The sequence below is a fragment of the Roseovarius pacificus genome (genome assembly GCF_900142665.1).
Taxonomy (GTDB): domain Bacteria; phylum Pseudomonadota; class Alphaproteobacteria; order Rhodobacterales; family Rhodobacteraceae; genus Roseovarius; species Roseovarius pacificus.
The window spans coordinates 18,381-39,061 of record NZ_FRBR01000012.1 but is presented as its reverse complement, the minus strand read 5'-3'; the positions used below and the strand labels follow the sequence as shown (position 1 = coordinate 39,061).

Genomic DNA, 20,681 nt, shown 5'->3' with positions numbered 1-20,681 from the left:
GAACGCAAATCTGCAAACCCGGACCACGCCCATGCCCACCCAAAAGCTTTATGCCGGGGCCAAGCTGCGCGAAACGCGCCAGCGGCTCGGCCTGACGCAAAAGGATTTCGCCGTCAAGCTGGGCGTCTCCCTGCCCTATCTGAATCAGATGGAGAACAACAACCGCCCGGTCAGCACCACCGTGGTTCTGGCCCTGGCGCAGGAGTTCGGCTTTGACGTAACCGAGCTTTCCACCGGCGATGCCGAACGCATGGTCAGCGACATGCGCGAAGCGCTGGCCGATCCGGTTTTCGCCGACGATCCGCCGCCACTGGCCGACCTGCGGCTGACGGCGTCGAATGCCCCGGCCTTTGCACGCGCATTTCTGGAACTGCACCGCGCCTACCGACAGACACACGAACGCCTGGCCAGCCTCGACGAGGCATTGGGCCGCGAAGATGCGCGCACCCAACCGAGCCCCTGGGACGAGGTGCGCGACTTCTTCCATTATTGCGACAATTATATAGATGCCGTCGATCACGCCGCCGAACGTTTTGCCACCTCTGCCGCGCCCGGCCGCACGATCGGTGACCACGCCGCCGACAAGCTTGCCAGTCTCGGTATCACCATAACCGGATCGGACAGCGGGAAACTGCGCCATTTCGACCGCGAAACGAAAACCCTGCACCTGTCCTCACGGGCCGAGCCGGAAACCCGCACCTTCCAGATGCTGTTGCAACTGGCCCTTCTGACACAGGACAAACTGCTGGAGGCCACGCTCGATCTGGCGCGGTTTCAATCCGACGCCGCCCGCGCGATTGCCAAGATCGGTCTGGCCAATTACTTTGCCGGAGCGGCGCAAATGCCATACGGTGCCTTTCTTCAGGCCGCTCAGGATACGCGCCACGATCTGGAAATCCTCGCCAATCGCTTCGGCGCCTCGATCGAACAGGTCTGCCACCGCCTGTCCACCCTGCAACGTCCAGGGGCCAAGGGCATCCCGTTCTTCTTCGTGCGGGTCGATCAGGCCGGTACGATCACCAAACGACACTCGGCCACGCGGCTGCAATTCGCCCGTTTCGGCGGAGCCTGCCCGCTGTGGAACGTGCACCGCGCGTTCGAAACGCCGGGGCGGTTCCTGCGGCAACTGGCCGAAACGCCCGATGGCGTGCGCTATATCAGCCTTGCGCGCGACGTCAGCAAGCCGGGCGGCAGTTTCGGTGCCCCCGTGCGGCGCTTCGCCATCTCTCTGGGATGCGAGGTGAAACACGCCGATGCCCTCGTCTATGCCGACGACCTGGACCCGACCAATGCGCGTGCATTCGAACCTATCGGAATTTCCTGCCGGATCTGCGAACGCACGGACTGCCACCAACGCTCGGTCCCTCCATTGGAGCGCCGCTTGCAAGTCACCCCCGACGAGCGCGACGTGCTGCCCTACAAGGTGGGCTGACACCTGCGCATCAAAAACGGCAGTCGGGTTAAACCCGACCGCCGTCAACTCAACCAGTCACTGGTAAAAAGCCGTTTTAAGCTGTCAGCAGACGATACAGTTCATCCTTGAGCGAGGCGCGTTTCTTGCGCATCTCGACTTCAACCAGTTCCTGCACCGGCTCCACATTGGTTTCGGCGCGGTGAACCGCACGGTTGACCTCATGATACTCGTCAGCCAACCGCGCAAAATGCTGATCCGACTGTTTCAGTTCGGTGATCTTGCCAACCAGCTCGGGGAATTCCTCATGCAATTCATGGGGGGTGTGAGACATATCGCAACGTTCCTTTCCATTCTTTATATTCATTCTAAAGAGTGGAACCGAACGCGTCTTTGACAAGGATCAAAAGATACGCCGCAGATGCGTTCTTTGTGCAGGATTCAGCGTTGCACCTCGCGCCAGCCGGGATGAATCCAGGGCTGCGCATTCTCGGGCGGCAGCATACCGTGCCCGATCACATGCGCCGCCACCTTTTCCCCCACCATGATCGACGGCGCGTTGAGATTTCCGTTCGTGATTCGCGGGAAAATGCTGCTGTCGGCCACGCGCAGGCGATCCACGCCGATCACGCGGGCCTCGCTGTCCACCACCGAATCCGTATCGTCCCGACGCCCCATCCGGCATGTGCCGCACGGATGAAAGGCGCTTTCGGCATGTTCGCGAATGAAACCGTCGAGTTCGTCGTCGCTTTGCACATCGGCGCCCGGCTGGATTTCATGACGCCGGTAAGGCGCGAATGCGTCCTGTTCGAAAATCTCACGGGTCAGGCGAATGCACCTGCGGAAATCGCGCCAATCGCTTTCGTCGCTCATGTAATTGAACCGGATCACCGGATCGTCGCCCGGAGACGCACTGCGCAACGAAATACGCCCGCGCGAGACACTGCGCATCGGCCCGACATGCGCCTGAAACCCGTGCCCTTCGGCCGCCGCCTGTCCGTCGTACCGCACGGCAATCGGCAGGAAATGGAACTGGATATCGGGATACTCCACCCCGGCGGCCGAGCGGATGAAACCGCAGCTTTCGAACTGGTTCGAGGCACCGGGGCCACGCTTGCCGAACAGCCACTGCGCCCCGACCCAGGCCTTACCCGGCAGGTTCCAGTACCTGTAAAGGCTCACCGGCTGGCTGGCCGCCATCTGGATATAGAGTTCAAGATGGTCTTGCAGGTTCCCGCCCACGCCAGGGCGGTCCGCCACCACAACGATTCCATGCTCCGCCAGATGCGCCGCCGGACCGATTCCCGACAGCATCAGCAGCTTGGGCGAGTTGATCGACGAGGCGGCCAGGATCACTTCGGAGCGCGCGCGCACCACCTCTCGCCGCCCCTTGCAAAGCACTTCGACCCCAACCGCGCGCCCCTCTTCGATCACAACTTTCTGTGCCAAAGCGCGCACCAGATCGCAATTGTCACGCCTCAGCGCCGGACGCAGATAGGCATTGGCCGCCGACCAGCGCCGCCCGTTCCAGACGGTCATATCGAAGGGACCGAACCCTTCCTGCTGTTCGCCGTTGTAATCATCGGTCAACTCGTACCCCGCCTGCCCGCCTGCGGCGATAAAGGCGCGGGTCAGCGGGTTGGCCATCCCCCCGCGCGACACATGCAGCGGCCCGTCGTTTCCACGCCAGTCGGGATCGCCACCATGACCACCATCGTGCCAGTGCTCCATCCGCTTGAAATAGGGCAACACATCGGAATAGCCCCAGCCATCGGCCCCCTGATCACGCCAGTGATCGTAATCGCAGGCATGCCCACGCACATAGACCATGCCGTTGATACTGCTTGACCCACCGATCACCTTGCCCCGCGGGCAAACCAGCCGCCGCCCGCCAAGATGAGGTTCGGGTTCGCTGCGATAGCCCCAGTCATAGCGTTTCATGTTCATCGGATAACTCAGCGCACCGGGCATCTGGATGAACGGTCCCGCATCGGTGCCGCCATGCTCGATCACCAGAACCGATTTGCCCGCCTCGCTCAGACGATAGGCCATGGCGCAACCCGCGCTTCCGGCCCCGACGATGACGTAATCCGCTTCCATGTCATGTTCCCTTGAAAACAGATCCTCAGAACGGCGCTTCGGTTTCACCCATGCGCACGTAAACCGACTTGAGCTGGCTGTAATGTTCGATCGCCGCCTTCGAGTTCTCGCGCCCGACCCCCGAGGCCTTGACCCCGCCAAAGGGCACCTCGACCGGCGCGTCGTTGTAGGAGTTCAGGAAACAACTGCCCGCCTGCAACTGCCCGATCACCCGATGCCCGCGCTGCAAATCGCGCGTATAAACCCCCGCCGACAGCCCGTATTCCGTGGCGTTGGCGCGCGCGATCACCTCGTCTTCGTCCCCGAAGTCCAGAACGCTCAGGACCGGGCCGAAGATTTCCTCGCGTGCGATGGTCATGTCGTCGGTGACATCGGCGAAAACCGTGGGTTCGATCCACGCACCGGGCCGGTCGATCCGGCTGCCTCCGCAGATCAGCCGTGCGCCTTCGGCCTTGCCCGCCTCGATATAGTTCAGCACAATCTTCAACTGCGCCTCGCTGACCATCGGACCGAAATTCGTGGCCTCGTCCAGCGGATCGCCGATCACCGCCTGCGCGGTACGTTCGGCGAGCCGTTCGAGAAACGCATCCTTGATATCGCGCTGCACGAACACCCGCGTCCCGTTGGAACAGACCTGCCCGGAGGAATAGAAATTGCCCAGGATGGCACCGGAAACCGCATCCTCGATGGACGCATCGTCGAACACGATCAGGGGGGATTTGCCGCCCAGTTCCATCGTGACATGCTTCATGCCTGCTGCCGCCGCCGCATAAACCTTGCGGCCCGTCGGCACCGACCCGGTCAGCGACACCTTGGCAACGCGCGGATCGCCCACCAGCGGCCCGCCCACGGCGCCCGCCCCCTGCACCACGTTGAACAGCCCCGCCGGCGCGCCCGCCTCGATCAGGATTTCGGCCACTTTCAACGCCGACAAGGGCGTGGTTTCGGACGGTTTGAACACCATCGCATTGCCGCAGGCCAGCGCGGGGGCGGCCTTCCAGCAGGCGATCTGCGTCGGGTAATTCCACGCCCCGAGCCCGACACACACGCCAAGCGGTTCGCGCATGGTATAGGCCCAGTCCCCCCCCGGCAGCGGGATATGCTCGCCCGTCAGGCTGGCCGCCAGCCCGCCGAAATATTCCAGCGCATCCGCCCCGCTGCTGGCATCCGCCACCAGCGTTTCCTGCAACGGTTTGCCGGTGTCGCGGGTTTCCAGAACCGACAGGTCGTGATTGCGTTCGCGCATCAGGTCGGCGGCCCGGCGCAGCACCCGGCCCCGCTCCATCCCCGACAGTTTCGCCCAGTCCACCTGCGCCGTCTGCGCGCCGGTGATGGCCTGTTCGATCACGTCCGCCGTGGCCTCGTGCAGCCTGGCGATCACCTCGCCGGTTGCGGGATAGATCACCTCCATCGCCGCGCCTCTGGTGTCTTCAAGATAGGCCCCATTCACGAAATGGCTGGCCTTGGGTTGGGTCTCATAGGTCATGTCGCCTCCGGCGGGAGTATTTGGGGAACGGTGAAAAGGTTATTCGCCACGCGGGAAACGCTGGTTTTCCTCGACATCGTTAAGGTCCATGTGATTGCGCATGTAGCGTTCGCTGGCCTTTTGCAGCGGCTGGTAATCCCACGGGTAATACCCGCCCTTGCGCAGCGCCTCGTAAACGACCCACCGGCGCGCCTGACTTTCACGCACCTCGGCGTCGAACCGATCGAGGTTCCAGCGCGCATCGGCCATGTCGCTGAAATAGCTCAGCGTTTTGGCATGTGCCGGATCATCGGCCAGATTGGTCAACTCGTTCGGATCGGCCTCGAGATCGAAAAGCTGGTCGGGGTCCAGCACACAGCGGGTGAATTTCCATTTGCCCTCGCGCAGGCAAACCATCGGCGCGTAGGAGGCTTCGGCGGCATATTCCATCGCCACCGGCGCAGCGCGCGGGCGCCCCTGCCCGAGAGGCACCAGCGAATGTCCCTCGGTCCACGGCGCAACCTCATCCATCGACACGCCCGCCAGATCGCACAGCGTGGGGCACACGTCGATATTGCTGACCGGATCGGTGACCAGACCGGGCTCCATCCCCGGCGCGGCCACCATCAGCGGCACCCGCGACGAGCCCTCGAAGAAGGACATCTTGAACCACAGGCCCCGCTCGCCCAGCATGTCGCCATGATCCGACACGAACAGCACGATGGTGTCGTCCTGCTGACGTGTGCCCTCCAGCGCCTCCATGATCTGCCCGATCTTGTCGTCCAGATACGAGACATTGGCAAAATAGGCCCGGCGCGAGCGGCGGATATCCTCGTCGGTGATATCGAACGAGCGCCAGTCGTTCGCATCGAAAATCCGCTTGGAATGCGGATCGTGATCCTCATACGCCATCGCCGGCACTTCGGGCAGAAGATGTTCGCAATTCTCGTAAAGATCCCAGTATTTCCGCCGCGCCACATAAGGATCGTGCGGGTGGGTGAAGCTGACGGTCAGGCACCACGGTCGCGCGTCATGACCGCGCCCCAGATCGTAAATCTTGCGCGTGGCGTTATAGGCGACCTCGTCGTCATACTCCATCTGGTTGGAAATCTCGGCCACGCCCGCCCCCGTGACACTGCCCATGTTGTGATACCACCAGTCGATCCGCTCGCCCGGTTTGCGGTAATCCGGGGTCCAGCCGAAATCGGCGGGGTAGATATCGGTGGTCAGGCGTTCCTCGAACCCGTGCAACTGATCGGGGCCGACGAAATGCATCTTGCCCGACAGGCAGGTCTGGTATCCCGCACGCCGCAGGTGGTGGGCATAGGTGGGCACGTCGGCGCAGAACTCGGCGGCGTTGTCATAGACCCGGCTGCGCGAGGGCAGCAGGCCCGACATGAAGCTCGCCCGCCCTGGCGCGCACAGGGGACTGGCCGTATAGGCATTGGCAAACCGGGTCGAGCGCGCCGCCAGCTTGCGCAGGTTGGGCGCATGCAGCCATTCGACCGGGCCATCCGGGAACAGCGTTCCGTTCAACTGGTCGACCATGAGAATCAGGATATTCGGGCGCGTCATTGGCCAGCCTCCGCTTTCAGGGAAATTTCCAGATAGTGCATCAGCACCTCGATCGCGCGCTCCGGCTCGATCGGGTCGATCCGCAGCGCCTGGCGGATGTAAAGCCCGTCGATCATGGCCGCCAGACCGCGCGTCAGGTCCGAGGCATGAACCGGCAGCACCTGCCGCAAGGCATGGTGCAGGTTCGAACGCAACCGCCGCTGATAGATATGCAGCAACCGCCGCGCCTCGTCGGATTTCTGCGCCTGCACATAGAAATTCAGCCAGGCCGACACCATTTCCGTGCGGAACTGCGCGGGGCCGAAACTGGCGCGAATGATCGCCTCGACCCGCTCGCGCGGGGTTTTCGCCATGATCAGCGCGCCACGCACCTCGGCCCCGTAAAGCGTCAGGATATGGCGCATGGCGGCGGCGAAAATCTGTTCCTTGGAGCCGAAATAGTGATGCGCAAGGGCGCTGGACACACCGGCGCGCCGTGCGATCTGGCTGACCGTCACATCCAGAGTGCCACGCGCGCCGATTTCGTGGATCGTCGCCTCCACCAGCGCCGAGCGGCGTATGGGCTCCATTCCGACCTTTGGCACCACGGCCTCCATCATTGGTTGCCAGACCGGAGTATTCGTGTTTAATTGACTCGTCAATCAATAATAATTGCAGTCGCAATCACGAAGGGGACGCAACACCTTATTCACCACCTCGCCGGCAACTAACGCGTTGCGAGTCATCGCCGCGTCATCATAATGTCGGAAAAACATGCAGGGTGTCGCTTTGGGGCCGAAAGCCCGGCCAAAACGCCCGACACCCCCGAAAACCGGCCCCTCCTGCGCCTTGCCGCGATACGGGCCGCCGATCAGACAAACGACGAACGACAACAGGGAGAAACAGTAATGGCACTTATCAAAAGCGGCATGCTGAACCGCCGCGGATTTCTGAAAACCACCGCCGCCACCGCAATCGCCGCATCGCTGCCGATGGGCGGCGCGATGGCCGCGCCCAAGCGCGGCGGACACCTGCGCGCCGGGATCGGCCACGGCCAGACCACCGACACGCTCAACCCCGGCACCTATGAAAACAGCTTTACCACCTCGCTGGCCTACGCCATTCACGGCCACCTGACCGAGGTCGCGCAGGATGGCTCGCTCATCCCCGAACTGGCAGAAAGCTGGGAAGCCTCGGACGACGCCACCGTCTGGCGCTTCAAGATCCGGCAGGGCGTCGAGTTCCACTCGGGCAAACCGCTGGAACTTCAGGATGTGGTCAATTCGATCAATTTCCATCGCGGCGAAGATTCGACCTCGGCCGCCGGGCCCATCGTGGCTCCGATCGAGGAAATCGCCACCGAAGGCACCGATACCGTGGTGATCACGCTGAATGGCGGCAATGCCGACTTCCCCTTCACCCTCAGCGACTATCACATCGCGATCTGCAAGGCCGACGGCGACAGCATCGACTGGAAATCGGGCGACGGCTGCGGCAGCTACAAGCTGACGAATTTCAACCCCGGCGTTTCCTATTCGCTGGAGCGTCACGAGAACCACTGGCGCGACGATGTCGCGTGGTTCGACAGCGCCGAGATTCTGGCGCTGGTCGATCAGAACGCCCGCACGACCGCGCTGGTATCCGGCGATGTCGACGTGGCCGACCGGCTTGACCTCAAGACCGTCGGGTTGCTGGCGCGCAAACCGGATATCCAGATCAACTCGGTCGCGGGCACGCAGCACTATACCTTTGCCATGGACACCCGCGCCGATCCCTTCACCGACAATCATGTGCGTCAGGCCCTGAAATATGCGGTGAACCGTGAAGAACTGGTCGAGAAAATCCTGTTCGGTTACGGCTCGGTCGGCAACGACCATCCGATCGGGCGCGGGCAACGCTTCTTCAATTCCGAAATGGAGCAGAAAACCTACGACCCCGACAAGGCCAAATGGCACCTCGAACAGGCCGGGCTCGACAGCATCAACGTATCGCTCTCGGCGGCCGACGCCGCCTTTGTCGGCGCGGTCGATGCGACCGTGCTGTATCAGTCCTCTGCCGCCAAGGCCGGCATCAACCTCAAGCCGGTCCGCGAACCCAATGACGGGTACTGGTCGGATGTCTGGATGAAGAAACCCTTCGTCTCGGTCTACTGGTCGGGCCGCGTGGTCGAAGATCAGATGTTCTCGACCGCCTACAAATGCGGCGCATCGTGGAACGACACCTTCTGGTGCAATGACCGCTTTGACGAATTGATGGGCAAGGCCCGTTCGGAACTGGACGAGGCCAAGCGCCGCCAGATGTACTATGAAATGCAGGACCTCGTGGCGAACGAAGGGGGCGTCGTGATCCCGATGTTCGCCAACTGGGTCTTCGGCAACTCCACCAAGGTCGGCCATACCGAACAGATGAGCTCGAACTGGGATGTGGACGGCATGCGTTTCATCGAGCGCTGGTGGTTCGTCTGATCCCTTCAGGGGTCGCAATCACGTTAGACATACACCGCGCCGGCGCAAACCATCGCGCCGGCGCAGCCTTTCCAAGGCACCCAAAAGAAACCGCTCAACGGAGGTATCCGGAATGACCCTCAAATATTCGCTGATCGCAGCCGCCCTGATGGCCGCCGGCCCCGCCCTCGCCGATTGCGACACCGTCACGTTTTCCGACGTGGGCTGGACCGACATCACCGCCACCACCGCTGCGACCACGACCGTGCTCGAGGCGCTCGGTTATGAAACCGACATCAAGGTCCTGTCGGTGCCGGTGACCTACACCTCGCTGGCCGAAGGCGACATCGACGTCTTCCTCGGCAACTGGATGCCCACCATGGAGGGCGACATCGCCCCCTATCGCGAGGCCGGGACCGTGGACACCGTGCGCGCCAATCTCGAGGGCGCCAAGTACACGCTGGCCACCAACGCCGCCGGGGCGGCCCTCGGCATCGCCGATTTCGCCGATATCGCGGACCACGCCGAGGCGCTGGAGGAAACCATCTACGGCATCGAGCCGGGCAATGACGGCAACCGCCTGATCATGGACATGATCGAGGCCGACGCCTTCGGCCTGTCGGGTTTCGAAGTCAAGGAAAGCTCGGAGCAGGGCATGCTGGCGCAGGTCAGCCGCGCCGACCGCCGGGACGAGCCGATCATTTTCCTCGGCTGGGAACCCCACCCGATGAACGCCAATCACGACATGACCTACCTGACCGGCGGCGACGAGTGGTTCGGCCCCGATCTGGGCGGCGCGACGGTTTATACCAACACCTCCGCGGGCTATGCCGAAAGCTGCCCGAATGTCGGCAAACTGCTGGAAAACCTCGAATTCACGCTGGCCATGGAAAACGAGATCATGGGCGCGATCCTGAATGACGGCACCGACCCCGCCGAGGCCGCCAGCGCCTGGCTCAAGGCCAACCCCGGCGTTCTGGACGGCTGGCTTGACGGCGTGACCACCAGGGACGGCGGCGACGCGATGGCCGCAGTCAAATCCAGCCTCGGCCTCTGATCCTCCCGACCTGCCCGCCGCCCCCCTGCGGGGCGCGGGCGCACATGGCACGGGCCAGCCCGGCGATTCCATCCCGCCACGGCCCTACCCGAAATCACGAGAGGCCCCCGCTTGAACTGGCTCACCGACACCAAGATTCCCATAGGCGACGCCGCCGAGATCTTTTTCCTGTGGCTTCAGGATCATGCCGCCCTGTTCTTCGACGCGCTCGCCGCCGCGATGGACAGCATGATCGAGGGGTTTCTCTGGATACTCCAAACCCCGCACCCGCTGATCCTGATCGCCGTCTTCGTCGCCCTGACATGGCTGTTCCAGCGCAACTGGAAAACCTGCCTGTTCGTCGCACTCGGGTTTCTCTTCGTGCTGAATCAGGACTATTGGGAGGAAATGACAGAAAGCCTCACGCTTGTGCTGTCGGCCTGCGTCTTCTGCATGGCCATCGGCGTGCCCATCGGCATCGCCGCCGCACACCGGCCCGGTCTCTATCGCGGCCTGCGCCCGGTTCTGGACCTGATGCAGACCCTGCCGCCCTTCGTCTACCTGATCCCGGCCATCGTGTTTTTCGGCATCGGCATGGTGCCCGGCCTGATCGCCACGGTGATCTTCGTGGTCCCCGCCCCGATCCGGCTGACCCATCTGGGCATCTCCTCGACTCCCAAACCCCTGCTCGAAGCGGCACAAGCCTTTGGCGCGACACCCCGGCAAACCCTGTGGAAGGTCGAATTGCCCTATGCCCTGCCGCAGATCATGGCGGGCCTGAACCAGACGATCATGCTGTCGCTCTCGATGGTGGTGATCGCGGCCCTCGTGGGGGCCGACGGGCTGGGCGTGCCGGTGCTGCGCGCCATCAACACGGTGAACATCGCGCTCGGTTTCGAATCCGGGCTGATGATCGTGGTGGTCGCCATCATCCTCGACCGGATGCTGCGGCTGGAGCGTGACCAATGACCGATGCCGTTCAGTTCGACAATGTCTCGATCGTCTTCGGCGATCATCCGGAAACCGCCCTGCCGCTGATGGATGACGGGCTGGACCGGGCCGAAATCCAGACCCGCTGCGGACAGGTTCTGGGCGTTCACGATTGCAGCCTGACCGTCGGGCAGGGTGAAATCGTGGTGCTGATGGGCCTCTCGGGCTCGGGCAAATCCACGCTCCTGCGTGCAGTCAATGCGCTCAACCCGGTCACGCGCGGCGCGGTGCATGTGAATGACGGGACCGGCATGGTCAATGTCACCACCGCCGACGCCGCCACCTTGCGCCGCATCCGCCAGAACCATGTCGCCATGGTGTTCCAGCAATTCGGCCTTCTGCCCTGGCGCAGCGTGCGTGAAAATGTCGGCCTCGGCCTCGAACTGGCCAGGCTGCCGCGCGCCGAACGCGATCAGCGCATCGCCTATCAGCTCGACCTCGTCGGCCTGTCCGACTGGGCCGACCGCAAGGTGAGCGAACTCTCCGGCGGCATGCAGCAGCGCGTCGGCCTGGCGCGCGCCTTCGCCACCGAGGCCCCGATCCTGCTGATGGACGAACCGTTCTCGGCGCTCGACCCACTGATCCGCAACCACCTGCAAGAGGAACTTCTGGAGCTTCAGCAGAAACTCAATCGCACGATCGTCTTCGTCAGCCACGATCTGGACGAAGCCTTCAAACTGGGCGACCGGATCGCCATCATGGAAGGCGGGCGTATCGTGCAATGCGGCACCCCGCAGGACATTTTCACCAACCCCGCCACCGATTACGTGGCCGAATTCGTGGCCCATATGAATCCGCTCGGGGTTCTGTGCGCCCGCGACGTGATGGAGCCGGCCACCGGCACCCCGGACGAAACCGTGCCGCCACAGGCCACGATCCGGCAGGTGATGGAGGCCAGCCAGGGCCACGACATGGCGGTTGGCGTGGTGGAAAACGGCGCGCTGATCGGGCAGATCACCCGCAACCGCATCCTGGCCAAGCTGCTCGATCCGCGCGGCTGACCCGCCAGTCGCGAAAACCGGTCCCTTTCATCTTTCCCCAAATACTCAGAAGAGCGCGCGGGATAAGCCATCGCAACGCCATCGCTTCGGGAGACGATGACGGCCGCCCATCACCCGCCTTTCGGCCCTCACTTTTTGCGGGGCTTCTCGCCGACCGGGCCACCGGCCTTTTTCCAGCCCGTGAACCCGTCGTCGATATGGCTGACGCCCGCCAGCCCCATTTCCTGTGCCACGCGCGCCGACAGGGCCGACCGCCAGCCTGACGCGCAATAGAACACGAACCGGTTGCCGCTCTGGAATTGCGGCTTGGCATAGGGGCTTTCCGGGTCGATCCAGAATTCCAGCATCCCGCGCGGACAATGGAACGCACCGGGGATCATGCCCTCGCGCTCCAGTTCGCGCGGATCGCGCAGATCGACAAAGGTCACGTCCTCGCGCCCGTGCAATGCCGTCATCTCTGCCGCCGGGGCATGCTCAATCACGGCGTTGGCCTCCGCCACCATATCCCTGGCGCGTTTCATAGCTGTCTCCTCCTGCTCGCCTGCTTCCAGCCTAAAACACCTCAAGACCGGCGAAAAGACCACCCCGCGCTTGACTTCGCGGCCCGCCGATTGCAGGGCAGTCACCAGCAAAAAGGATCGCGCCCATGAGCACCGGCAAAACGAAACCCCCGAAACGGCAACAGGTCTACACCCTGCTCGTGCAGATCGGACGCAAGGACGGCGACGGCCTGCCCAAACAGGCGACGGGTGCGGCGCTCATGGTCTATGCCTCGGGTGTGGACGAAGAAGAGGCCGTGCGCGAAACCGTGGCCGTGCTGAAACAGGCCGACACCGCGCCGCTCGATGTCACCGGCTACGGCACCCTGGCCGAACGCGAGGCCGAAGGCCACGACATCAGCGATGAGGAACGCGACCTGATGCAGCGCGCCCTGGATGAAAACGCGGTGATCGTCGCGCAGATGACCCCGTTCTTCGATCAGACGGTTCACTGACGCAACGCCCCGGCCGGGATCAGGCCGCGCGCTCCAGCGCCAGCGTGATCGCCTCGAACGGTTTCAGCACCGGCCAGACCGGCTTGGCGTGTTCCGGCAGGCGGGCGCGGTCGGCCTGCGCCAGAACCGAACGGGCCAGTTGCCCGGGCTTGCGCCGCAGCCGCCCCACATACAGGCTTTCAACGGCGCACCCCGCGGCAATGATCGCCTCGTGCCCCGGCAAAAGCAGGTGATGATAGGTCACCAGTTCCGGCCCCTTAGCGTAAAGGGCCGACACCCCGTTGACCAGATATTGCGCGGGCACCAGAACCGCCTCGCGCCCGAACATGTATTCCACCTGGCTGCCACCGATCACCAGTCTCTGCTGCGGTGCGACCACGATATCGCGGCGCAACCCGAAATAGGGCGCGCGCAGGCGCACCGGGCGGAAACTGCCCAGGGCCGGCACGGTGCGCGACACCGTGCGCAAAACCGGCACCGTCTGGCCGTGTTCCGTTCGCACCACGTCCCCCCGGCGCAGATCTCCGGCCTTGCGCTCGCCCATCGCCGTTGCAATCGGCACCTGGCTGGTCAGCGTCGGCATCGGGCCGACCGGCTCGATCCGGTCGGACACGGCGAAAAAATCCACGTCACGATCCATCACCCGGCGCTCGGGGTCGGTGGCCACGGCGGCGATCTCGGCCATCAGCATCGGATGGGGCGGCGGCAAATCGACCGAATGCAGACTACCGCTTTCGGGACGTTCCAGCGTCAGTTGCCCCCACCGCGCCGGAGCGTCCCAGCTATGGGTCAGACGCACCGTATCCATGCGCCCGTCGGGTCGATGCGGCAAGGTGGCGTGGCGAATATCCTCACCCTGCGCTTCCACCAGAATGATCCCGCCACAGGGCAAGGCCCGCAGGCAGAAACTGCCCGGCCAGGGATAGTTGCGCTGAAACGACAGCAGTGTCTGCGGGCGGCCGTCCGGCGACAGCCTGGTTTCCAGCAACAACGTGCCGCGCGGCATCAGCCGCATGTCGGAACACCCCTCGCCTGACGACGCCCGCTCCAGCCCGTCGGCCGCAAAGCGTCCGCCATATCGGCTGGCTATGGCGACCCATCCCATCGGTTCAGGCCACCCGTGCCTGTTGCAGGAACAACTGCGCCTCGTACCGTTTCAGACAGCGGCGCGCCGCCGGGCTGTACCCTTCCCCGGTGAGCGGGTCGATTTCAGGAAACAGCGCGCATATCTCGGCGACGATTTCCGCCTCGAAACTGCTGGCGGTCTGCGGGCCGGGCAGGAAGCTTTCGGTCTCCAGACCGCCCGAAAAGATCACCTGATGCCGGTCGAACAGCAGGTGCACATAGTCTACCGTACCGCCCTCGATCCGGCGCACGCTGCGGTCGTTGACCAGATCGCGCGCCGCCACCAGAACCTCGGGTTCACCGAACAGGATCTCGGCCAGGCTGTCGCGGATCAACACCCGATGCAGCGGCGACAGCAGCACCTCGTCATGCGCCCCGAACGTGCCCGCAGCGATGCGGACCGGCGCAAAGGTTCCGTCAGCGGCCACCGTCCGGCGCCCGATCCAGCGCAGCGGTTGCGCGCCCTCGTCCTTGGTCAGAACCAGATCGCCCGGCGCAAGCGTTTCCACCGGCACATGGCCATCCGGCGTCTGGATCAGCGTCCCGGCCACGAAACAGGGCACGGAATCGACATTGACGAAGCCGGTATCGGACTGCCCCGAACTGCTGCTCACCTCGTAGGTGAAATTGACGTTCTCGATATCGCCATCGCCCAACAGCGTAACCGTGCCGTCGCCGTTCACCTGCACCTGCTGGCCGGTGGCCAGCGTCACCACATCGCCTGCCACCACATCCTGCCCGTTGATCTGGGTGATGCTCAGCGTCCCGCCGGTATTGTTGATATCGTTCCCCAGCAGGTCCACCGTCTTGGACCCGTCGGGATACAACGTCGTCGCATCGTCCATCGCCACCAGCGTGGTCTGAATGCTGTTTCCCGCGATCAGCAGGTTGGAATCGTACTGGCTGTCCACCACATCGGCGATCCCGATGCGGATCGAGTTCACCTCGCCCGACACCACCGGAATGGTCAGGGTCATGGTTACGGTGAACCCGTCCATCTCGGTATTGTACTGGTCGTTTGCGTTGTCGATATACAGGTTCTCGTTCGACGTGGCGTTCAGGTTGTTGGGGTCCACATCGCCGTCCCCGACCGACAGTTCGATCTGCTGGCCATTCACCCAGACCCCGACGAAATCCTGATAGATGCCGGTCTGGTACTCGGGGAATTCCTCGGATGCGAACACGAACTGCATCGTCATCGTATCGCCCGTCGGGATGAAATCCACATCCATGAACGACGCATCATAGGTATTGGTGCCCGCTGCCGCGTTGAACATCGGGTCGTTGTTCGGCCCCGATGTATCGGTCGAGGTGTCGGGGTTCTCGTTGGCCTCGTTCGACTGGCTCCACCACCATCCCCCGGACGAAGGCGGGTTCGTGATATCGCGCGCATTCCCCGTCGACAGGATCACACCGCTGTCGGACGGGGTCACATCCGGCGCGATGCTGTCGCCATTACTGTAAATGCCCGACGATCCGTTCGCCCCCGTGTAAGAGGCGTTCACCACTGTCACGCCATCCCCGAAGATCGCGTTCGCCATCTGAATGGCACTGGCCGATGTGTTGATCGGAAGTTCCGCGGGTGTCACCATGTTGTCTGCCCCAACACTCTTGCATGCGGGACAGCGCAAAAGCGCAGCACGACGGGCATCGCCGCCGTTATGTGATGGACAGTATTCTGTGTCCGCTCGATCGCGGGCCTTTTGCGGCCCTGCTGTCTTTTGCCCTGCCTCGGGTTATTATTACCAAAAGGTTAACACACTCCCGCAGGCCTGTTAAGCCTGTTTCGCCAACCACTTACGCCGCCCCGGCCCAACGGCATTTGCGCTTGGGCCCGAAGCGCGCTAGGCAAACCGTCACGATACCCATCAATCCGCCCGAGGCCCCATGCCCAACGCCCCCACCGACCCCGTCACCCTGACCGCCGATCTGGTCCGCTGCCCCTCCGTCACCCCCGAGGAAGGCGGCGCGCTTGTCCTGCTCGGGGAGTTGCTGAGCAAGGCGGGCTTTGCCTGCACGCGGGTGGATCGCAACGGGGTGTCCAACCTGTTCGCCCGCTGGGGCGACAAGGACGCGGCGAAAACCTTTGGGTTCAACGGCCATACCGATGTCGTGCCTCTGGGCGACGAAACCGCCTGGACGGTGCCCCCCTTCGGCGCCGAACAAAAGGACGGCTTCCTCTGGGGGCGCGGCGCGACCGACATGAAATCGGGCGTGGCGGCCTTTGTGGCGGCGGCGGTCGATTTCGTCACCGACACGCCGCCCGAAAACGGTGCCCTGATCCTGACCATCACCGGCGACGAAGAGGGCGACGCCACCGACGGCACCGCCGCCCTGCTGGACTGGATGCGCGACAATGGCGAAGCGATGGACGCCTGCCTTGTGGGCGAACCCACCTGCCCCGACACACTGGGCGAGATGATCAAGATCGGGCGGCGCGGATCGCTCACCGCCTGGTTCACCCTGACCGGCGAACAGGGCCACGCCGCCTATCCCCACCGGGCCCGCAACCCCCTGCCCGCCATGGCGCGGCTGATGGACCGGCTGGCCAGCCATTCGCTGGACAGCGGCACCGACCATTTCGATCCCTCCACGCTGGCCGTGGTGACCATCGACACCGGCAACCCGGCCACCAACGTGATCCCGGCGCAATGCCGCGCCACCGTGAACATCCGCTTCAACGACGCCCATGACAGCACAGGCCTGATCGGCTGGATGCAAGGCGAACTGGATAGCGTGGCGCAGGAGTTCGGTATCGCGGGCGAGATGAAAACCAAGGTCTCGGGCGAAAGTTTCCTGACCCCGCCGGGGCCGCTCTCGGATCTGGTGGCGCAGGCCGTGCAGGCCGAAACCGGCATCACGCCCGAGCTGTCCACCACCGGCGGCACGTCCGATGCACGCTTCGTCAAGGATCACTGCCCGGTGGTCGAATTCGGCCTCGTGGGCCGCACCATGCACCAGGTCGACGAACGGGTCGAGGTCGCACAAATCCCGCGCCTGAAAGCCATCTACACGCGCATCCTGCGGGACTATTTCGCATGACGCCGGTTATTGGTCTGACCGACGATCTGGCCGCCTGCCATGCCCTGCGCGAAACCGTGTTCATCCGTGAACAGGGTGTCTCGGAGGCCGAGGAATACGACGGGCTGGACGATCAGGCCGACCATATCCTTGCCCGTCTGAACGGCCAGCCCGTGGGCTGTGCGCGTATCCTTTACCAAGGTGACACCGGCAAGATCGGGCGTGTCTGCGTCCTGCGGCAGGCGCGCGGCACCGGGCTGGGCGCGGCGCTCATTCGCGCCTGCCTCGAGCACCTCCAAGGCAAACCGGGCATCGCCCGCGCGATGCTGGGCGCACAAACCCACGCCATCGGGTTCTACGAGAAACTGGGCTTCACCACCTTCGGGCCGGAATATCTCGACGCGGGCATCCCGCATCGCGACATGGACCGCCCCCTGTGACAGCCCGCCGCCAGCTTGTCGTCATGCTGAAAGAGCCACGCCCCGGCCGGGTGAAAACCCGTCTGGGGCGCGACATCGGCATGATCGGCGCGGCATGGTGGTTTCGCCATCAGGTCGCGGGGCTGCTGCGGCGGCTGGACGATCCGCGCTGGCACCTCGTGCTGGCCGTCGCCCCCGATCATGCCGGGCAGATCAGCCGGGCCTGGCCCGCGCACCTGCCGCGCATCCCGCAGGGTCCGGGCGATCTGGGCGACAGGATGGGCCGTATCCTGCGCACAATGCCGCCCGGCCCGGTCTGTATCGTGGGCGGCGATATTCCCGGCCTCGGCCCGGCGCATATCGACCGCGCCTTTGGACTGCTGGGGGCCCATGACGCGGTGTTCGGCCCCGCCCCCGACGGCGGGTACTGGCTGGTGGGAATGAAACGCACGGCCCCGCCTCCGGCCACGCTGTTTCGCAACGTGCGCTGGTCCGGCGAACACGCGCTGTCCGACAGTATCGCCTCGCTTCCGGGGCTGCGCATCGGGCTGGCCGACAGGCTGAACGACGTGGACAGCGCCGCCGACCTTCCCTGAGTGGCACGTTCGGGGAAACCGTTGCCGGGGGCTCTGCCCCCGTCGCCCGATGGGCGACTCCCCCGGGATATTTTGAGCAAGAAGAAGAAAGCCCGGTTCCCGCTGCGCAGGTGCTTTCCGACATGGCGCGTCATTTTCATTCGTGCTACGCCACCCGCATGAGCCAGTTGCCCACCAAGGACGAAATCCTGCAATGGATTTCCGATAACCCGACCCTCACCTCGAAACGCGACATCGCCAAGGCCTTCGGGATCAAGGGCGCTGCGCGGATCGACCTCAAGCGCATCCTCAAGGAGCTTGAGGTCGAGGGCCATCTGGAAAAGCGCAAGAAGACCTATCGCGACCCGGAAAAACTGCCGCCGGTCAGCGTGTTGCAGGTATCCGGCCAGACATCGGACGGCGAGTTGCTGGCCAAGCCGCTGGAATGGCATGGCGAAGGGGTGGAACCCGTGGTGCTGCTGATTCCACGCGCCAGCGACCCGGCGCTTGGCGAGGGGGACCGCATCCTGGCCCGCCTGCAAGAGGTCAGGGGCGAGGATCACCATTACGACGCCCGCCTGATCCGCCGCATCGGCACCAACCCGCGCAAGGTGCTGGGGATTTTCCGCAAACGCAACGAAGGCGGGCGGATCGTGCCCATCGACAAGGGCGACGGCAAGGAATGGCAGGTGCCCGCCGACGCCACCGGCGGCGCACAGGACGGCGAACTGGTCGAGGCCGAACAATCCGGCCCCAGGGGCCGCATGGGCCTGCCTCGTGCCCGTGTGCTGGACCGGCTGGGTGATCCGTCGGCGCCCAGGGCGGTATCGCTCATCGCCATCCATCAGCACGGCATCCCCGACGATTTCCCCGACGAGGTGATCGCCGAGGCTGACCGCATGAAACCTGCCGGTCTCAAGGGCCGCGAGGACATGCGCGACCTGCCCCTCGTCACCATCGACCCGGCGGATGCGCGCGACCATGACGATGCGGTCTGGGCGCATGCCGATGACGATCCGAAAAACGAGGGCGGGCACGTGATCTGGGTCGCCATCGCCGATGTCGCCCATTATGTCACCCCCGGCAGCGCGCTGGACGGCGAGGCCCGCAAGCGCGGCAATTCCAGCTATTTCCCCGACCGCGTCGTGCCCATGCTGCCCGACCGCCTGTCGGGCGACCTGTGTTCGCTGCACGAGGGCGTGCCGCGCGCCTGCATGGCCGTGCGCATGCAGATCGACGCGCAGGGCGAAAAGGTGGGGCACCGCTTCGTGCGCGGGCTGATGCGCTCGGCGGCGTCGCTGAACTATCAGCAGGTGCAACAGGCGATGGACGGCGATCCCGACGATCAGTGCGGCCCCCTGATGGAGGACGTGATCCGCCCGCTTTACGCCGCCTATGGCGCGCTTGAAAAGGCACGCAGGCGCCGCCAGCCGCTCAATCTCGACCTGCCCGAGCGCAAGGTGGTCCTCAGCGACGAAGGCCAGGTCCTGTCGGTCAATTTCGCCGAACGGCTGGACGCCCACAAGCTGATCGAGGAATTCATGGTGCTGGCCAACGTGGCCGCCGCCGAAACCCTGATCGCCCGCAAATCCCCGCTGCTGTTCCGGGTGCACGAAGAACCCTCGCCCGAGAAGCTGGACACCCTGCGCGACGTGGCCGAGGCCGCCGGCCTGACGCTGGCCAAGGGGCAGGTTCTGAAAACCGCGCACCTGAATGCGCTCCTCAGCGCCGCCGATGACACCGATCATGCCGAGGTCATCAACATGTCCACGCTGCGCGCCATGACGCAGGCCTATTACGCGCCCAGCAATTTCGGGCATTTCGGGCTCGCCCTGCAAGCCTATGCGCATTTCACCTCGCCGATCCGGCGCTATGCCGATCTGGTGGTGCATCGCGCGCTGATCGCGGCGCATGGCTGGGGCGATGACGGGCTGCGCCCGCAGGATATCGAACGGCTGGAAAGCACCGCGCAACATATCTCGGAAACCGAGCGGCGCTCAATGACCGCCGAGCGCGACACCAACGACCGCTACCTTGCCGCCTTCCTGTCCGAACGCGTGGGCGAGGAATTCACCGGGCGCATCAGCGGCGTGGCCAAGTTCCGCGCTTTCGTGCGGCTGGACGAAACCGGGGCCGACGGGCTGATTCCGGTGCGCAGCCTCGGGCGCGAGTTCTTCCATTTCGACCGTGACGCCGGCACGCTGATGGGCGCCGATACAGGCCTGACCATTGAGCTGGGCCAGCGTGTTACGGTCAAACTGTCCGAGGCCGCACCCGTCACCGGCGGCATCGCGCTGGAACTGGTCAGCATCGAGGGCAAATCCCTGCCCCGAGGTCCGGCGCGCGGTCGCGGCAAACCGCCCCGCCGCAAGCAGGCCAAAACCCGGCACAAGGCCGCAAAAACCAAACGCAAGGTGGACCGCAAGCGCCGCTGAACCGCCCCGTTTCGGAAACAATCGGCAAATCACCGCCCGGCAGACCGCATCATTGCTTTTGAATCGGGCACAATCGCGTTACCATGCCGAAAAAGCAAAAGCAGGATCGGG

General features: G+C 64.2%; 18 protein-coding genes. 10 read left to right on the top strand and 8 right to left on the bottom strand.

Going from position 1 to position 20,681, the window contains the following annotated elements:
- The first annotated feature begins 31 nt into the window (after positions 1-31).
- Entirely contained in the window at positions 32-1,432 is a 1,401-nt protein-coding gene (locus BUB53_RS16810; RefSeq protein ID WP_073036191.1) for a helix-turn-helix domain-containing protein, read from the top strand.
- A gap of 76 nt (positions 1,433-1,508) precedes the next feature.
- Here the strand turns inward: BUB53_RS16810 and BUB53_RS16805 are convergent, their stop codons facing one another.
- The 5 genes from BUB53_RS16805 to betI all read right to left on the bottom strand — a co-directional run bounded on the left by BUB53_RS16805 (position 1,509) and on the right by betI (position 7,135).
- Positions 1,509-1,745, bottom strand: coding sequence for a YdcH family protein (locus tag BUB53_RS16805; RefSeq protein WP_073036189.1), 237 nt, complete (start codon positions 1,743-1,745; stop codon positions 1,509-1,511).
- Between the two features lie 107 nt (positions 1,746-1,852).
- Positions 1,853-3,511, bottom strand: coding sequence for a choline dehydrogenase (gene betA, locus BUB53_RS16800; protein WP_073036187.1), 1,659 nt, complete (start codon positions 3,509-3,511; stop codon positions 1,853-1,855).
- Positions 3,512-3,536: 25 nt separating this feature from the next.
- Entirely contained in the window at positions 3,537-4,997 is a 1,461-nt protein-coding gene (betB, locus tag BUB53_RS16795) for a betaine-aldehyde dehydrogenase (protein WP_073036185.1), read from the bottom strand.
- Between the two features lie 39 nt (positions 4,998-5,036).
- Positions 5,037-6,551 (bottom strand): choline-sulfatase, encoded by a 1,515-nt coding sequence (gene betC / locus BUB53_RS16790; RefSeq protein ID WP_073036183.1) that lies wholly within the window; start codon positions 6,549-6,551, stop codon positions 5,037-5,039.
- Positions 6,548-7,135, bottom strand: a complete 588-nt coding sequence (betI, locus tag BUB53_RS16785) for a transcriptional regulator BetI (protein ID WP_073036381.1) — start codon at positions 7,133-7,135, stop codon at positions 6,548-6,550. The genes betC and betI overlap by 4 nt, the downstream gene beginning before the upstream one ends.
- Before the next feature lie 303 nt (positions 7,136-7,438).
- On the opposite strand from betI, the gene BUB53_RS16775 reads away from it, so the two are divergent.
- The 4 genes from BUB53_RS16775 (at position 7,439) to choV (ending at position 12,001) form a co-directional block, all read left to right on the top strand.
- Positions 7,439-8,995 (top strand): ABC transporter substrate-binding protein, encoded by a 1,557-nt coding sequence (locus BUB53_RS16775; protein WP_073036179.1) that lies wholly within the window; start codon positions 7,439-7,441, stop codon positions 8,993-8,995.
- Between the two features lie 112 nt (positions 8,996-9,107).
- The gene (gene choX, locus BUB53_RS16770) at positions 9,108-10,031 is read left to right on the top strand and encodes a choline ABC transporter substrate-binding protein (protein ID WP_073036177.1); all 924 of its coding nucleotides are present in this window, start codon (positions 9,108-9,110) and stop codon (positions 10,029-10,031) included.
- Between the two features lie 111 nt (positions 10,032-10,142).
- On the top strand, positions 10,143-10,979 hold the full coding sequence (gene choW / locus BUB53_RS16765; protein WP_073036175.1) for a choline ABC transporter permease subunit: 837 nt from the start codon (positions 10,143-10,145) through the stop codon (positions 10,977-10,979).
- Positions 10,976-12,001 carry a choline ABC transporter ATP-binding protein gene (gene choV / locus BUB53_RS16760; RefSeq protein ID WP_073036173.1) on the top strand — a complete coding sequence of 342 codons (1,026 nt, stop codon included), beginning with the start codon at positions 10,976-10,978 and terminating at the stop codon, positions 11,999-12,001. Before choW ends, choV begins: the two co-directional genes overlap by 4 nt.
- A 128-nt stretch (positions 12,002-12,129) precedes the next feature.
- Here choV and BUB53_RS16755 read toward each other — a convergent pair whose 3' ends face one another.
- Positions 12,130-12,522 carry a rhodanese-like domain-containing protein gene (locus tag BUB53_RS16755; RefSeq protein WP_073036170.1) on the bottom strand — a complete coding sequence of 131 codons (393 nt, stop codon included), beginning with the start codon at positions 12,520-12,522 and terminating at the stop codon, positions 12,130-12,132.
- 125 nt (positions 12,523-12,647) lie between these two features.
- On the opposite strand from BUB53_RS16755, the gene BUB53_RS16750 reads away from it, so the two are divergent.
- Positions 12,648-12,995, top strand: coding sequence for a hypothetical protein (locus tag BUB53_RS16750; protein WP_073036158.1), 348 nt, complete (start codon positions 12,648-12,650; stop codon positions 12,993-12,995).
- A gap of 19 nt (positions 12,996-13,014) precedes the next feature.
- Here the strand turns inward: BUB53_RS16750 and BUB53_RS16745 are convergent, their stop codons facing one another.
- Both BUB53_RS16745 and BUB53_RS16740 read right to left on the bottom strand, forming a co-directional pair.
- On the bottom strand, positions 13,015-14,100 hold the full coding sequence (locus BUB53_RS16745) for a Hint domain-containing protein (RefSeq protein ID WP_073036156.1): 1,086 nt from the start codon (positions 14,098-14,100) through the stop codon (positions 13,015-13,017).
- 4 nt (positions 14,101-14,104) lie between these two features.
- A complete protein-coding gene (locus tag BUB53_RS16740; protein ID WP_073036154.1) occupies positions 14,105-15,712 on the bottom strand; it encodes a Hint domain-containing protein in 1,608 nt (535 codons plus the stop codon).
- Between the two features lie 295 nt (positions 15,713-16,007).
- Between BUB53_RS16740 and dapE the strand changes: the two genes are divergently transcribed.
- The 4 genes from dapE to rnr all read left to right on the top strand — a co-directional run bounded on the left by dapE (position 16,008) and on the right by rnr (position 20,570).
- On the top strand, positions 16,008-17,162 hold the full coding sequence (dapE, locus tag BUB53_RS16735; protein WP_073036152.1) for a succinyl-diaminopimelate desuccinylase: 1,155 nt from the start codon (positions 16,008-16,010) through the stop codon (positions 17,160-17,162).
- Positions 17,159-17,581 (top strand): GNAT family N-acetyltransferase, encoded by a 423-nt coding sequence (locus BUB53_RS16730; RefSeq protein WP_073036149.1) that lies wholly within the window; start codon positions 17,159-17,161, stop codon positions 17,579-17,581. The genes dapE and BUB53_RS16730 overlap by 4 nt, the downstream gene beginning before the upstream one ends.
- Positions 17,582-17,604: 23 nt before the next feature.
- The gene (locus BUB53_RS16725; RefSeq protein ID WP_073036147.1) at positions 17,605-18,156 is read left to right on the top strand and encodes a TIGR04282 family arsenosugar biosynthesis glycosyltransferase; all 552 of its coding nucleotides are present in this window, start codon (positions 17,605-17,607) and stop codon (positions 18,154-18,156) included.
- 158 nt (positions 18,157-18,314) lie between these two features.
- Entirely contained in the window at positions 18,315-20,570 is a 2,256-nt protein-coding gene (rnr, locus tag BUB53_RS16720) for a ribonuclease R (RefSeq protein ID WP_073036379.1), read from the top strand.
- Positions 20,571-20,681: the final 111 nt, after the last annotated feature.